Origin of the sequence: Phyllobacterium sp. SB3 (assembly GCF_040009165.1) — a bacterium.
GTDB lineage: Bacteria > Pseudomonadota > Alphaproteobacteria > Rhizobiales > Rhizobiaceae > Phyllobacterium.
Window position 1 is genome coordinate 727082 of record NZ_JBDYKI010000002.1, and the last position, 14250, is coordinate 741331.

The following is a 14250-nucleotide window of genomic DNA, read 5'->3' on the forward strand; positions in this document are numbered from 1 at the left end:
GGAAGCTCATTGTTATGTACAATGCTGAGTCCTGCCCGCAAGAAATTCCGTGAGGCCGAATTGCTATAACGCCGGCAACACTTTCCCTAAGTTACGAAAGATCTTCTGTAATGAACCCGAACATTGGAACATCCTTCCTCGTCATATACTCGACCAAGTTACTATAGTTTCCTACATGCAACTTGTGGTAGGCTAAATGGGTTATTTGCTCAGTATACTCGATAAGAGTCCTGTTGACGGAGAAGAAGCTCCGAGCCAGGCTCTCGCGAGAACATTGTATCTGGCACAGCAAGCGGAAAACTGGGGTTTTCAACGTTTTTGGGTGGCCGAGCATCACAATAATGCCCGGCTGGCAAACTCTTCGCCCGAAATACTGATCGCGCATCTCCTCGCTTATACATCCAAAATTCGCATAGGCTCTGGCGGCGTCATGCTGCAGCATTACAGCGCGTATAAAGTTGCTGAAAACTTCAACCTGCTGGCCACATTGGCACCCGGAAGGGTCGACATTGGGGTAGGGAAAGCGCCTGGGGGTTTACCTTTATCTACAAGGGCACTGCAAAAAGCATTTGATCTGGAACAAAAACCGACATTTGCCGACCAGCTTGGCGAACTCGACATCTATCTGCGTGATGCCGCAGCAAGTGCCGACCAGGCAACAAATCTGAGAGCCATTCCTTCACCTGCTATGCCGGCAGAGCGCTTTTTGCTCGGCGCAAGTGCCGAGAGCGCAGGACTGGCCGCAGCTCATGATTGGCAATTTGTCTATGCAGGCCATCTGAACGGCGACGAGTCCCTGCTGCACGATGTGTTTACCACCTATGGCGAGGCGACAAATGGACAGGTGCCAATACTCGCCATTGGTGTGATTGCTGCCGAGTCCGATGCGTCGGCGGAACGTCTCGAAGGTGATCTGAGGCGATTCAAGGTCGAAGTAGCAAACGGGCAGGGCGTCACCGTTGGCAGCCTAGCACAGGCACAGGAATATATCCGCCAATCCGGCATAACCGAGTACCGTATCGAAGAAAAAATGCCCGGTGTCATCCGCGGTACGCCCGGCCGCATTCATGGCGAGCTGGAGCGCCTGCACGCGCGCTATGGCGTGAAGGAATTCATCATCGATTGCCCCGTAACAGAAGCCTCAAGCCGGATTAGTTCCTTCAGGCTGTTGGCCGAAACACATCTGGCAGTTGCAGCATGACCCATAACGGAATCAAGGCTCGCTAATCATGAGTGACTCTATTCGGATAGCAACCGCAGAAGATGCCGCAGCTTTGCACCATCTGATAAGGGCCTCTTACGAGCCATTGCGGGAGATGAACATCAAGTTCACCGCCACTACTGCGGATGTTGATCTGGTTCGCGAGAAAATTGAGCGGCACACCACTTTCGTGGTCGAGCGGGATACTCAAATCATAGCGACCATATCGGTTCGGTTTCCTTGGCCAATGGGGGAAAACCACCTGACAAGTTATCCATTTCTTCACTGGTTTGCTGTTGCGCCGGAACTCAAGCGCCAATCAATTGGCAGCTCATTGCTCGATTATGTTGAGTTGAACTTCCTCCGCGATCAAATCAAAGCACCTGCTGTTTATCTCGCTACGGCAACGCGACACCCTTGGCTTGTAGGCATCTACGAGCGGCGCGGCTATGAGGGCTTCTACAAGCGCGACAAGGACGGTGATGAGATGGTCCTTCTGCGCAAAATCCTCAACCAAAGCATTTATGAAACGCTGGAGGTAGCTGAATACGAGCGCTTTGAGCCCCTATTGGCGCACGCACAATGACGAAACCAACACCCCATCTACACCAGAACCCTAATGTGAACAAAGGAGTTCACAAGATTTCGGAGTTCGGCAAATGGTGACGAGAAGAGCTTTTATCGGCGGTGCAAGTTTCCTGGCGGTGTCCGCCATGATCAGGCAACAAAGCGCATACGCGCAGGAAGCCGCAACACCCGTCTCAGGTGGCTCGCTGGTCTGGGGTGTCGAGACAGAACCAAGCACGCTCAATCCCCATTTGAACGGGCAGGCAAAGGCAAAGCTCATTCTTCGCAATGTCTATGAATCCCTGCTTGCGCGAACTGCTGATGGCGGTTATGTGCCTTGGCTGGCAACGGACTACAAGATTTCAGATGAAGGGAAGACCTATACCTTCACATTGCGTGATGGCGTCACGTTCAGTGATGGCGAAAAGCTCGATGCCGCAGCAGTGGCGCTGAACTTCACCAAACTCAAGGAACCGACTTATTCGGGCAGCATCAGCGCAGGGCATGTTTCGCATGTGGTTGAGGCGCTGGCGCCTGATCCACGGACAGTTGTGCTTAAGCTCGACACGGTCTACTCGCCATTTCTGGACGGTGCAGCAAGTCTTGAAATCATTTCACCAAAGGGATTTGACTCGAAGCAGTTGAAATCTGGAGGTCCCGAGATCGCTGGAACCGGACCGTTCATTCTTGATCGCTATGTCAAAGGTCAGGAAATATACTTCATAAAAAACCCTTCCTATAACTGGGCACCAGAGAATGCGGGGCACCAAGGCCCGGCCTATCTCGATGATGTTACTTATCGTTTTCTGCCAGAATCTGCAGTTCGTACGGGTGCGTTGACATCAGGACAGGTAGACATCATCGAAGGTATTTCTGGCAATGACGCAGCTGTTTTTAAAGATGATCCGGAATTCACCTACCAGAGCGCGATCAACACTGGAACACCTTACACACTGTATCTCAACGTTACACGCGGTCCGACTGTAGACGTAAAGGTACGCAAGGCAGTTCTCGCAGCAATCGATGTCGGCAAGGTGATCGACTCTGTCTATCGCGGTGAACGAACCCGTGCATGGGGAGTGCTGACACCCGCCGACACGGATTTCTATGACAAGAGTATCGAAGGTAGCTACGGCTACGAGCCGAAGCTGGCCAATGATTTGCTCGATGAGGCAGGTTGGACCACGCGCGACGCTGATGGTTTCCGTACGAAAGACGGGGCGCGTTTGTCCATCGAAATCGTGCAGGCACAGGCCACTTTGCGCGATCAGCGTGATGTGCTTCTTCAAGCCTTGCAGGCGCAGGCCAGACAGAATGCAGGCATCGATCTTGCCCTGAATTACGTTGACGCAGGTACTTATGTGGATCGCCAAAAGAACGGGGAATATGGCGCCATTCCCAATTCCACCACTACGCAGGAAAACGCCGTAACCATCTACTTCCATTATTTGCCAAGAAGCCTTGGCGGTTCAATCAATTACAGCCGAACAGAAGCGCTGGAGGTATTGGAGTGGCTTAAAGAGGCGGCGTCTACTCTGGACCATAAGGAACGTTCCGCCATCTACAACAAGCTTCAGCGGTTCGCGATTCTTGAGCAAGCTTACGGCCTGCCGCTCTACGTGCCGGAAGATCAGATTGCCGCTGCTGTCAATGTTCGCGGAGTAAAATTCCGCCCGTTCAAACACCTTCCGGAAAATGCATACGACATCTGGGTCGAGCGGTAAGCGTTTGACGCTTCCTTTGCTCGCACCCGTTCCAAATCAAGGGGTTAGTCATGAAGATACCTTTTCGCCAGTACTTCCTCCCGCTCATTGCGGCAGCGGGTACAACATTCGCCGCCGGTTTTGCACAGGCAGCCGACGCCACCCCTGTTACGGGGGGCGCTCTCGTCTGGGGCGTGGAAACCGACCCTGCAACGCTCAATCCGCAACTCAACGGTCAGGACAAAACAAAACTGCTGTTGCGCAATGTTTTTGAATCGCTCCTCGCGCGCACGGCGGATGGCGGTTACGTACCCTGGCTGGCGAATGAGTACCGGATTTCCGATGACGGGAAGACTTACACATTCACGTTGCGCGATGGTGTCACTTTCACCGACGGCGAGAAGCTCGATGCTGCGGCAGTTGTGAAGAATTTCACCCGGCTGAAGGATGCGGCCTATTCCGGCAGCACGAGCGCCGGTCCGGTATCGAAGGTTGCCAATGCCAAGGCTCTGGACGCGCATACTGTTGAGCTGACTTTAAGTGGAGTATATGCGCCTTTTCTCGATTTTGCGGCGAGCCTCGAAATCCTCTCGCCCAAAGCTTTTGATTCCGCGCAGCTCAAGTCGGGTGGCACTGAAATTGCCGGTACAGGCCCATTCATTCTGAACCGTTATGTCAAAGGGCAGGATATCCATTTCGTCAAAAACGCCGCCTATAACTGGGCGCCAAAGACGGCAGCTCATCAAGGCCCTGCCTATCTGGACGAAGTTACCTACCGATTCCTGCCGGAATCTTCGGTCAGGACGGGGGCACTATCCTCCGGTCAGGTTGATGTGATCGAAGGCATTTCCGGTAACGATGCGGGCCTGTTCAAGGACAACCCCGATTTCACCTATCAGAACGCACTGAATACCGGGACACCTTATTCGCTGTTTCTGAATGTAACCTATGGTCCGACGCAGGATGTAAAAGTGCGCAAGGCTTTGCTTGCGGCTGTGGATGTCGATGCCGTGCTCAAATCCGTCTATCGCGGCGAGCGCACACGCGCTTGGGGCATCACGTCACCAATCGACGCACAATTCTATGACAAGACCATCGAAGGCGCGTACGGCACCGATCCGAATCTTGCAAATCAATTGCTTGATGAAGCCGGTTGGAGCGCACGCGATGGCGACGGTTTCCGTACCAAGGATGGCAAGCGCCTCTCCATCGAAATCGTGCAGGCGCAGGCAACAGTCCGCGATCAGCGCAACGTATTGCTTGAGGCCGTACAGGCACAAGCGCGTCAAAATGCAGGCATTGATCTGAGCGTCTCTTATGTAGATGCAGGCACCTATACCGATCGTCGTAAAACTGGCCAGTTCGGCTCTATTGCCAATTCCAACACGCCAACCGATGCGATTGATATTGAGTATCATTATCTGCCAATCGATCAGGGCGGTTCCATCAATTACAGCCGCGCTGCGGCACCGGAGCTTCTGACCTGGCTGAAGGCAGCGGCATCTACACTGGATGCCAAGGAGCGTTTTGCTCTTTATGCGAAACTGCAGCGCTTTGCCATCGTCGATCAGGCCTATGCGCTGCCGCTCTATGAGCCGGAAGACCAGATTGCCGCCGCTTCCTACGTCAAGGGCATCAGCTTCCGCCAATTCAAACAACTACCGGAAAGCGCTTACGACATCTGGCGCAGCGAATAACGGCGCAACAGCTTTTCGTTCACCGGACGTGAGGGAATAAGGAGAGAGAACATGGACGTTGAAAATGTGACCGCACTCCATCAGGCACCAGTTGCCGGTTTGCAGGGCCGTTTTTGGTCGATACGCGCCACTCTGCTCTCGCAGATTCTCGGCCGTATCGGCTCTGGTATCATCGTTCTATGGGCCGCCATCACCCTGAGTTTCATTAGCCTGCACGTCGCTCCGGGTGATATTGTCAGCCTGTTGATAGGGGAACAAATTCGCACCCCTGCGATTGAAGCCGCCATTCGGGCCGAGTGGGGTCTCGATGAGCCTTTGATAGCGCAATATCTTTCCTATCTCTGGAGGGTTCTGCACGGCGATTTTGGCCGCTCTTACATATTGCAGACAGACGTTGCGACACTGGTCCTCTCGCAGATATGGCCGACACTCAAGTTGACCGGAGCAGCCCTGGTTGTCGCCGTCGTCTTTGCAGTGGTGAGCGCAGTGGCCACTGCGGGACTGCGGTGGCCACGCCGGATCGCTGGTGGCATGGAACTCGTTCTCGTCTCCACCCCATCCTTCTGGCTTGGCATAGTGCTGCTGTTTGTATTTTCGTTTACACTCAAGCTGTTTCCGGTCGCCGGAGACAGGAGTTTTTCCGCGCTGGTTCTACCGGCCCTGTCTTTAGGGCTATCGCTTGGCGCAGTTATCGGACAGGTCCTGCGTGAAGGGTTGGAGCGTGCGCTGGAAGAACCCTTTGCACTGACAGTGCGGAGTTGGGGCGCCAACGCATTAACTTTACGACTGAGGCATGGCCTGCGGCATGCTGCATTACCTGCAGTAACATTGACGGGCTGGCTGATCGGCAATTTATTGTCTGGAGCAGTTATTACCGAACAGGTCTTTGGCAGACCGGGCTTGGGAAAGATCACGGTTGATGCCGTACTTGGCAAGGATTTGCCGGTGGTGCTGGCTGTTGCGATCCTGTCAGCATTTATTTACGTGGTTCTCAGCACGTTGGTCGATACGCTGTACTTGCTGCTTGATCCGCGATTGCGAGCACGGACATGAGTGTCTCGTCCACAGACACATCACTGTCCAACTTCCGTGCCCGGCAGGTTGTATACACCGCCCTGCGCCGCCCTGGACTGCTTGCGGCTGTGGTGTTTCTTTTCATCATCGCTACAGGAACGATTTGGCCGCAACTGCTGACTTCCTACAACCCGATTGCCGCCGATCCGTTGCAGGCACAATTGCCTCCAAGCGTAGTGCATTGGTTCGGTACAGATCAGCTCGGCAGAGACGTGTTTTCGCGCGTTGTGCACGGGGCACGCTACTCGATCCTCATTGGCGTCAGTGCAGTGCTGATAGCAGCTGTTGTCGGGTCGATCCTCGGCCTGCTCGCAGGGCTTGCTCGCGGCATCATTGACGAAGCAATCACGCGGTTTCTCGATGTGGTCTCGGCATTTCCGGACCTGTTGCTGGCTCTCGTGCTGATCTCCTTCACGGGACCGGGCACATTCAATCTGATCTTTGCACTTGGCGTCGCATCCATACCGCGTTTTGCGAGGGTGGTTCGCGCTCAAACTTTTGTCATAGCCGAGTCAGGCTATGTCGAGCAGGCAAGGACGTTCGGTCTTACTCCGACAGTGCTGGTGCTACGCCACATACTTCCGCACGCGATGGCTCAAGTGCCGATCCTCGCCACAATAGGTCTCGGTACAGCAATCATCGGGGCGGCTGGCCTGAGCTTTCTCGGCATGGGGCCGCAACCACCCATTCCTGAATGGGGCGCGATGCTGGCCGAGGGTAGAAACTATCTGCGCGTTGCCTGGTGGATCGGTGTCTGGCCCGGTGTGGCAATCACCCTGACAGTCATTTCCGTAAGCGTCCTCGGACGTCAGTGGCAGGCGGCATTTGAAGGCAGGAGGCAGGAATGACTGCGCTCATCAACATCCGAAACCTGACGATCAGCTTCCCGAAACGCTTTGAGTCGAACGTTGTGGTCCGCGGTCTTGATCTTACCATTCATCGCGGCGAATCCGTAGCGCTCGTTGGTGAATCCGGATCTGGCAAATCCGTCACGGCCCGCTCGCTCGTCGGATTGACCGGGCAGAGCGCTAAAATTACCGCCGATGTTTTTGAAATTGACGGCGAAAACGCGCTGGATTTTCACGAGCGAAAATGGCGGCAGCTTCGAGGCAGCAAGATTGGATTTGTCTTGCAGGATGCCTTGGTCTCGTTGGACCCGCTGCGACGCATCAGCCAGCAAGTATCGGACGCTCTCGGCAATGGCAGTTTTTTCGGGCGCCGTGATATCCACGACGAAAGCGTGACGCTGCTAAGCTCGGTCGGTATACCCAATCCGGTGCAGCGGTTGCCTCAATATCCACACCAGCTTTCTGGTGGCCTGCGTCAGCGGGCATTGATTGCCACGGCAATTGCCCGCGAACCTGCACTTGTGATTGCCGATGAGCCAACAACCGCGCTCGATGCAACGGTACAGAAACAAATTCTCGATCTGCTGGCCGAACGGAGGCAGGCAGGCAATACGCTGTTGTTGATCAGTCACGACCTTGCCATTGTATCGCGGCTTGCTGACCGTGTTCTGGTGATGCGAAACGGAGAAGTCGTTGAAGAGGGGCCGACTGCAGAAATCCTCTCTGCTCCAAGCCATCCTTACACAAGACAATTGCTGGACGCGATACCATCTGTCAGTTCACGAGGTTACCGATTAGCCCCGGACCTGGATAATTCCATTCAATCGACACCGGTAAAAAATCCGGCAGTGGCCAAGCAAGTTGAGCGTCGGAAGGTTCTGCTGCCATCAAAATCGATTGATTCAAAACGAAAGATGCTCAGCGTCGAACATCTCTCCAAACGCTATGGAAGCGGTGCGGCCGCCTCTCTCGTTGTCAACGATGTGTCATTCGATCTGTCTGCCGGCGAAGCCTTGGGAATTGTCGGAGAGTCCGGGTCCGGCAAGACAACGGTCGCCAGAATTGTGCTCGGTCTTGTCAAGCCTGATGCGGGAAACGTGTCGGTTGATGGCCGACCATGGAGTGAACGATCTGAGGGTCAGCGCCGCGCGCATCGAGCCGGCATACAGCTTATAGCCCAGGATGCACTAAGCTCTTTTGATCCGAGATATACCGTTGAGCGGATCGTGGGTGAAAGCCTTGACTCGGTGGCCGTGTTTGGAGCGGAGCGCAAGCACAGGATTCTTGAAGTCCTCGATTCAGTACGGCTGGGTCCTGCATTTCTCAACCGCCATCCGCGTGAACTTTCCGGCGGCCAAAGGCAAAGAGTTGCCATCGCCCGTGCGTTTGCGCCGCGACCGAAACTGCTTGTCGCTGACGAACCCGTAAGCGCACTTGACGTTTCCATTCAGGCGCAAGTGCTGGATTTGCTGGCGGAACTTCAAGCTGCATCGGGTACATCACTGCTTTTCATCTCTCACGATCTGGGCGTGGTCCACCATCTTACGGACCGGGTGGTGGTGATGAAGGAGGGCAGGGTTGTCGAAACAGGAAATGTCGATTCCGTATTCTCGGCACCGCGCCACAGTTACACCCAAGCCCTGCTGGAGGCTATTCCCGGCATTGCCTGATCCATCCCGGTGCAGATGAACATTCAGCCAAAAATAGCTTCAGTATGATCAAAGGAACTCGTCGATGACCAATGAGAGAAACACCGGGAATGGCAGGCAGATAAAGCTTGGAGCGATCATTCAGGGTGCATCCGGCAACATGGCGGCCTGGCGCCACAAAGATGCTGTTGCCGATGCGAGTATCAATTTCAAATATTGCAAGGAACTCGCCGCCAAGGCGGAAGCCGGCAAGTTTGACTTCCTGTTCGTGGCGGATGGCTTGTACATCAATCACAAATCCATTCCCCATTTCCTGAACCGCTTTGAACCTTTGACGCTGTTGTCAGGGCTGGCGGCCGTAACTTCAAATATTGGATTGGTCGCTACGCTTTCCACGTCATACAGCGATCCTTTTACGGTGGCCCGCCAGTTCTCAAGTCTGGATCACGTGAGCGGTGGCAGGGCAGGGTGGAATGTCGTTACATCCCCGCTGGAAGGGTCGGCCAAGAATTTCTCCCGCGCCGAGCATCCGGAACACGGCAAACGCTATCGTATCGCCAAGGAATTTTTAGAGGTCACAAAAGGCCTCTGGGACTCATGGGAAGACGATGCATTCGTGCGTGACAAGGAGTCCGGCGTTTTCTTCGATCCGGACAAGCTCCATACACTCCATCATCGCGGCGAATACTTTTCTGTTGAGGGTCCGCTGAATGTGGGCCGCTCGCTTCAAGGTCGCCCCATAGTCTTTCAGGCTGGCGCTTCCGAAGATGGCAAATGGCTTGCAGCGGCAGAGGCCGACGCGATCTATACCCGGCAGGAAACGGTAGAACTTGCGCGCGACTTCTATCGTGATGTCAAGAAACGATTATTGGAGAACGGCCGTCGCGAGGATGACCTGCTGCTCTTTCAGGGTATCAGCGTGATTATTGGCGATACACAGGAAGATGCAGAACGCAAATACTGGGAAACGGCCGAACTGGTGACAATCGAGAACGCTCTTGATTATCTCGGACGTTATTTCGAGCATTATGATTTCTCGCAGCATCCGCTGGACGAGCCATTTCCCGATATCGGCGATCTTGGCCAGAACAGCTTTCGCAGCACCACCGATACAATCAAACGCAACGCCCGGGAAAATGGCTTGACACTGCGTCAGGTCGCCTTGCAGGCTGCAACGCCTCGACCATCATTCCTTGGCACGGCAGAAGCGGTGGCTGACGGACTTCAGCAATGGTTTGAAGCCGGAGCGACAGATGGGTTCATCGTAAGGGGCGGGACGCCTACGGCATTTGACCACTTTGTCGATGGCGTCATTCCAATCCTGCAAACGCGCGGCTTATTCCGCAAGAACTATACAGGGGCCACTCTACGCGAACATCTGGGTTTGCCGTTCCCGGTCAATCGTTATGCAGATTTGCCCGAAGAGATGATCGCTCGCGCAAGCTGAACACGCTGCAACCCGCACCATATGATCCAAGGAATTTCGTCATGATCACCCTTCGTCCACGCCGCTTGAAAACTCTGGTGGGTGCCGGAAATTTTGCTTTCGCCTCCAACGATACCGATTCCACCACAGGCCCGCGTCGTGCCGTCGAGTTGGCTCGCAAAGCAGAGTCAGAAAAGATAACCGGCCTTTTTACCGCTGATCTGCTGCATATAGATCCGGCTGGCTTGGCTGGAACAACCGGCACACAGGAACCGATTGTTGCACTGGCCGCCTTGAGTCAGGTGACATCGCATATTGGGCTTGTCGCTACAGTCTCGACAACCTACCACCATCCTTACAATCTGGCACGATTGATCGGAACACTGGATCACGCAAGCGGAGGACGGGCGGCGTGGAACGCTGTTACGTCATCGGTCGGAGAGGAGAACTTCGGCGGCGATGCCTTGCCTGATCCGGCAAAGCGTTATGCGCGAGCCACAGAGTTCATCGAAGTAATCAATGCTCTTTTTGATGCTAACGATGAGCGGGCAGCTTTCAGAAATCCAAGCGGATCAATTGGAGTTGATCCAGCCAAACTGCACCGGATCGACTACGCTGGTGAGCATTTTCAGGTTCAGGGTCCGCTCAACGTTCCACCGCCACCGCAGGGAAGGCCCGTGCAATTTCAGGCAGGCCAATCTACGGAAGGTGTCACATTGGGTGCGCGCTACGCCGAGGTCGTCTATACGTCTCAGCCCACGCTAGAAGCCGCCATCAGCTTTGCCGGTGAACTTCGCCGTCAAGCCCGTTCGTTTGGCCGTGGCCATAATCTCCCGCTGGTGATGAATTCATTCCATGCAGTCATCGGTGAAAGCAACGCGGATGTCATGCGCCGGATCCGGGAAAAGCATGAGAAGATTGATTATGAACAAGGTCGCTTGAAGCTGGCTGATATGCTTGGCGGTGGTCTCGATCTGTCCGACCTGCAGCTTGATGAGCCTCTTCCCGAAGGTTTGCTTCCTGATGTGGAAAGCGTGAATCGCCGTCGCGGCCGTGTCGAAATATTCCGCCGCTATGCTCAGAAGGGTCTGTCTCTTCGGGAATTGATCATTCAAGCACAGGAAACCGGGCATTGGTCGCTCGCGGGTACACCAGTGCAACTCGCCGATGCGCTTGAGGAACGCTTCCATGCTGGTGCCTTGGACGTCATTTCCCTTCATGGTTTGGGAAATCCGGATCAGGAGGATTTGTTGTTGAACGGTCTCCTGCCGGAGCTCCGGAAACGCTCCCTCATCGATGAGGAATATGTAGAGGGGGGCTTCCGCGCAAATCTCGGACTTCCAGATCTTATAAAAACTAACAGCGAACTATCAGTCCGCGCCGGTTGAACGACACCATCGTCAATCAGCTCCTGTTGGAGAGTCATCTACCCGCGGTAATCGGAAAAGCTTTCTACTCTGGCGGGCTAAAGAACGGTCATGGCTGACGTCTGATTGGCAATGAAGAGCATGCTACGCCTTGGAGGGGCTTTGGTGCAGCAACCAAGAATTCGGCGCGTCTGGGTCTTTGACAGGGGTAGTTAAGTCTGCCTCGCCTTCACGCGCACAGATTCCAGGCGTCCACATGCCAGCATAGGGTCGAGAGCGATGCAACCGAAGGCGACCTCAGTCTGTTGAGCCGAAAAGGATCGGGCTTGATGGAGAAGCTTGGCCTTGAGTAATCGCCCGGGAGTTGATTGCGACACTCTATGCGAGACAGTATCTCGAAACTAACCACGGAGTAGGTCGCCTTGATGCCATTTGTTCAGCTAGGAAGGTTTTTAGCGATCAGCATTAGTGTGTCTTAATGTAGCATTGCACAATATTCATGCATGCGCAAAATTAAGGCATGACTGCTGCTCTCTCCATTATGATCTTTGACGAGAATCGTATCCGTGCCTCAATCATTGAGGAAGGTTTGCGGGAGGCGGGTCACGATAAGGTCGTTGTGCTGCACGACATTGAGGGGCTGATTCGCCAGATCGAAATTATTTGTCCGGATGTCATTGTCATCGACATCGAAACTCCAAACCGTGACATGCTCGAGCACATGTTTCAACTGACGCGTTCGGTACGCAAACCGATTGCTATGTTTGTCGATCGTTCAGACGCCTCTTCGATTGAAGCGGCGGTAGAGGCTGGTGTATCCGCCTATATTGTCGACGGTCTAAAAAAAGAACGGGTAAAACCCATTCTCGATATGGCTGTCAGCCGGTTCAAGGCTTTCAGTCGCTTGCAGCAGGAGTTGGCAGAGGCGAAGGGAGCACTTGAGGAACGGAAGGTTGTAGACCGCGCCAAAGGTATCCTGATGAAGTTGCGCGGCATGTCCGAGGATGAGGCCTACTCACTGCTTCGTCGGACCGCAATGAATGAAAAGAAAAAGATAGCCGATATCGCACAGAGCGTCGTCACGGCGTCAGTGCTGTTAGGTCGGGAGGGCGCTTGATGAGTTTCATTCATATTCGGGGTGAGCATGGAGGGCTTGCAGCCCCCGTTGCCATTTCGGGTCAGGGCTCAAGACTTGTCCGCGCAGGATTCCTGCCCCTGGTCGACGCCTCCATCCTGATCGCGGCAGCAGAATTCGGATTTGCCGAACGCGAGGGTATTCAGCTTGATCTGGTCAAGGATGTGTCTTGGGCCAACATTCGCGATCGGCTGGCATTTCGCCAGTTCGATATTGCTCATATGCTTGCGCCAATGCCTGTAGCATCGGGGCTTGGCCTCGGGTCCAATCCTTCGCCAGTCATTACGCCCATCACCCTTGGGCGTGGCGGCAATGCAATTACGCTTTCCATCGACCTTTATAGCCAAATGCAGGCGGTAGCGGACCTTTCGGACAGGCAAAATGCTCTGAGCAACGCAAAAGCGCTCAAGCGGGTGATCGACGATCGTCGCAGTCGTGGTGAAGCGACACCGGTGCTTGGGATCACGTACCCCTTTTCATCTCATAATTATGAACTGCGATACTGGCTGGCTGCGGGGGGGATTGATCCGGACACTGATCTGCAATTGATCGTGGTCCCGCCTCCTATGACCTCTGACGCACTGTCGGCCGGTGTGATTGACGGATTTTGCGTTGGCGCGCCATGGAACATGGTTGCTGTTTCGCGGGGTGTTGGATGTATCGTCGCCGTCAAGGAAGATATCTGGCCATCCAGTCCCGAAAAGGTCATTGGAATGCGGCCCGATTGGGCAGAGCAGAATCCTGATATCGTATCACGGCTCATTGTTGCGCTGGACCATTCTGCCCAATGGTGTGATGCCGTGGTGAACAGACGTGAACTAGCGCTGATTCTTGCCCAACCCAATTACCTGGACGTGCCGTCCGAAATTCTGCATCGCGTCCTGCTCGGACAATTTACTGTCCACCCTGATGGGAGGGAGCGTACTGTTCCTGACTACTTTGTTTTCCACCGCGATGCTGCAAACTTCCCATGGATTAGTCAGGCTCAATGGATATACAGTCAAATGGTGCGCTGGCGACAGATACCCTATACGCCAAACGCCGCGGCTCTTGCAGGCGCGGCGTTCCGTCCGGACATTTACCGCAATGCGCTTGGACCGCAAGCGGGTGTGCCAAAGCTCGATTCTCGCGTCGAGGGTGGCACGGTTCAGGACAGTTTTCTGGATGGAGCAGTGTTCGACCCCGATGATATCCCGGCATACCTGCAACAACTTTCGACTGCCGGCTGCGAGATCAAAGCTTAGGAGTCGGCGTGCCTATTGTATATGCACCGCACAATAATTCCGCATCTTTATTCATCTTCAGACTCGCAGAGCAAAGCGTACTTCGTTGCCGAAAAACTTAATATTTATTAAAAAATCGTTTTAAAACAGATGTTTAATATTCTGCATTCTAACCTGGCACGTTCATTGCTTTGCTAAGGATGTTCCGTCAACGAAGACAGGAACCGCGAGCACCATATGGGTGCTTTCAAAGACACAGACGTCGCTTGGCTCGACTCATTCCTACGGTTTTACCGGGAAAGAGGTCGATCCAGCGGCGTTTTTTATTTTCAAAGGTCGCAAAGACCGGTTGTCGAGGGG

At 54.2% G+C, this 14250-nt stretch carries 11 protein-coding genes and 1 pseudogene; 11 read left to right on the forward strand and 1 reads right to left on the reverse strand.

What is annotated here, in order from left to right; translation table 11 throughout:
• Nucleotides 1-196: 196 nt before the first annotated feature.
• The 9 genes from ABKW30_RS09960 (at nucleotide 197) to ABKW30_RS10000 (ending at nucleotide 11553) form a co-directional block, all read left to right on the forward strand.
• Nucleotides 197-1201: an MsnO8 family LLM class oxidoreductase gene (locus tag ABKW30_RS09960; protein WP_348598737.1), complete on the forward strand. Its 1005-nt coding sequence runs from the start codon at nucleotides 197-199 to the stop codon at nucleotides 1199-1201.
• 28 nt (nucleotides 1202-1229) lie between these two features.
• Nucleotides 1230-1787: a GNAT family N-acetyltransferase gene (locus ABKW30_RS09965; RefSeq protein WP_348598738.1), complete on the forward strand. Its 558-nt coding sequence runs from the start codon at nucleotides 1230-1232 to the stop codon at nucleotides 1785-1787.
• 73 nt (nucleotides 1788-1860) lie between these two features.
• Entirely contained in the window at nucleotides 1861-3492 is a 1632-nt protein-coding gene (locus ABKW30_RS09970; protein ID WP_348598739.1) for an ABC transporter substrate-binding protein, read from the forward strand.
• A gap of 50 nt (nucleotides 3493-3542) precedes the next feature.
• On the forward strand, nucleotides 3543-5168 hold the full coding sequence (locus tag ABKW30_RS09975) for an ABC transporter substrate-binding protein (RefSeq protein WP_348598740.1): 1626 nt from the start codon (nucleotides 3543-3545) through the stop codon (nucleotides 5166-5168).
• 51 nt (nucleotides 5169-5219) lie between these two features.
• Nucleotides 5220-6221 (forward strand): ABC transporter permease, encoded by a 1002-nt coding sequence (locus ABKW30_RS09980; RefSeq protein WP_348598741.1) that lies wholly within the window; start codon nucleotides 5220-5222, stop codon nucleotides 6219-6221.
• Nucleotides 6218-7090, forward strand: coding sequence for an ABC transporter permease (locus tag ABKW30_RS09985; protein WP_348598742.1), 873 nt, complete (start codon nucleotides 6218-6220; stop codon nucleotides 7088-7090). The genes ABKW30_RS09980 and ABKW30_RS09985 overlap by 4 nt, the downstream gene beginning before the upstream one ends.
• Nucleotides 7087-8760 (forward strand): ABC transporter ATP-binding protein, encoded by a 1674-nt coding sequence (locus ABKW30_RS09990; protein ID WP_348598743.1) that lies wholly within the window; start codon nucleotides 7087-7089, stop codon nucleotides 8758-8760. The genes ABKW30_RS09985 and ABKW30_RS09990 overlap by 4 nt, the downstream gene beginning before the upstream one ends.
• 64 nt (nucleotides 8761-8824) lie before the next feature.
• The gene (locus ABKW30_RS09995) at nucleotides 8825-10186 is read left to right on the forward strand and encodes an LLM class flavin-dependent oxidoreductase (RefSeq protein WP_348598744.1); all 1362 of its coding nucleotides are present in this window, start codon (nucleotides 8825-8827) and stop codon (nucleotides 10184-10186) included.
• 41 nt (nucleotides 10187-10227) lie between these two features.
• The gene (locus ABKW30_RS10000) at nucleotides 10228-11553 is read left to right on the forward strand and encodes an NtaA/DmoA family FMN-dependent monooxygenase (RefSeq protein ID WP_348598745.1); all 1326 of its coding nucleotides are present in this window, start codon (nucleotides 10228-10230) and stop codon (nucleotides 11551-11553) included.
• 191 nt (nucleotides 11554-11744) lie between these two features.
• On the opposite strand, the pseudogene ABKW30_RS10005 reads toward ABKW30_RS10000, so the two are convergent.
• Nucleotides 11745-11858, reverse strand: a pseudogene (locus ABKW30_RS10005) (IS5/IS1182 family transposase); the annotation flags it as partial.
• A gap of 194 nt (nucleotides 11859-12052) precedes the next feature.
• Here ABKW30_RS10005 and ABKW30_RS10010 point away from each other — a divergent pair.
• Nucleotides 12053-12649: an ANTAR domain-containing response regulator gene (locus ABKW30_RS10010; RefSeq protein WP_348598746.1), complete on the forward strand. Its 597-nt coding sequence runs from the start codon at nucleotides 12053-12055 to the stop codon at nucleotides 12647-12649.
• Nucleotides 12649-13911 carry a CmpA/NrtA family ABC transporter substrate-binding protein gene (locus ABKW30_RS10015; protein ID WP_348598747.1) on the forward strand — a complete coding sequence of 421 codons (1263 nt, stop codon included), beginning with the start codon at nucleotides 12649-12651 and terminating at the stop codon, nucleotides 13909-13911. The genes ABKW30_RS10010 and ABKW30_RS10015 overlap by 1 nt, the downstream gene beginning before the upstream one ends.
• Nucleotides 13912-14250: the final 339 nt, after the last annotated feature.

Bases quoted from the DNA above. Each gene is read 5' to 3' on its own strand.
- ABKW30_RS09960 (WP_348598737.1), top strand. From the start codon at position 197: ATGGGTTATTTGCTCAGTATACTCGATAAGAGTCCTGTTGACGGAGAA.
- ABKW30_RS09965 (WP_348598738.1), top strand. From the start codon at position 1,230: ATGAGTGACTCTATTCGGATAGCAACCGCAGAAGATGCCGCAGCTTTG.
- ABKW30_RS09970 (WP_348598739.1), top strand. From the start codon at position 1,861: ATGGTGACGAGAAGAGCTTTTATCGGCGGTGCAAGTTTCCTGGCGGTG.
- ABKW30_RS09975 (WP_348598740.1), top strand. From the start codon at position 3,543: ATGAAGATACCTTTTCGCCAGTACTTCCTCCCGCTCATTGCGGCAGCG.
- ABKW30_RS09980 (WP_348598741.1), top strand. From the start codon at position 5,220: ATGGACGTTGAAAATGTGACCGCACTCCATCAGGCACCAGTTGCCGGT.
- ABKW30_RS09985 (WP_348598742.1), top strand. From the start codon at position 6,218: ATGAGTGTCTCGTCCACAGACACATCACTGTCCAACTTCCGTGCCCGG.
- ABKW30_RS09990 (WP_348598743.1), top strand. From the start codon at position 7,087: ATGACTGCGCTCATCAACATCCGAAACCTGACGATCAGCTTCCCGAAA.
- ABKW30_RS09995 (WP_348598744.1), top strand. From the start codon at position 8,825: ATGACCAATGAGAGAAACACCGGGAATGGCAGGCAGATAAAGCTTGGA.
- ABKW30_RS10000 (WP_348598745.1), top strand. From the start codon at position 10,228: ATGATCACCCTTCGTCCACGCCGCTTGAAAACTCTGGTGGGTGCCGGA.
- ABKW30_RS10010 (WP_348598746.1), top strand. From the start codon at position 12,053: ATGACTGCTGCTCTCTCCATTATGATCTTTGACGAGAATCGTATCCGT.
- ABKW30_RS10015 (WP_348598747.1), top strand. From the start codon at position 12,649: ATGAGTTTCATTCATATTCGGGGTGAGCATGGAGGGCTTGCAGCCCCC.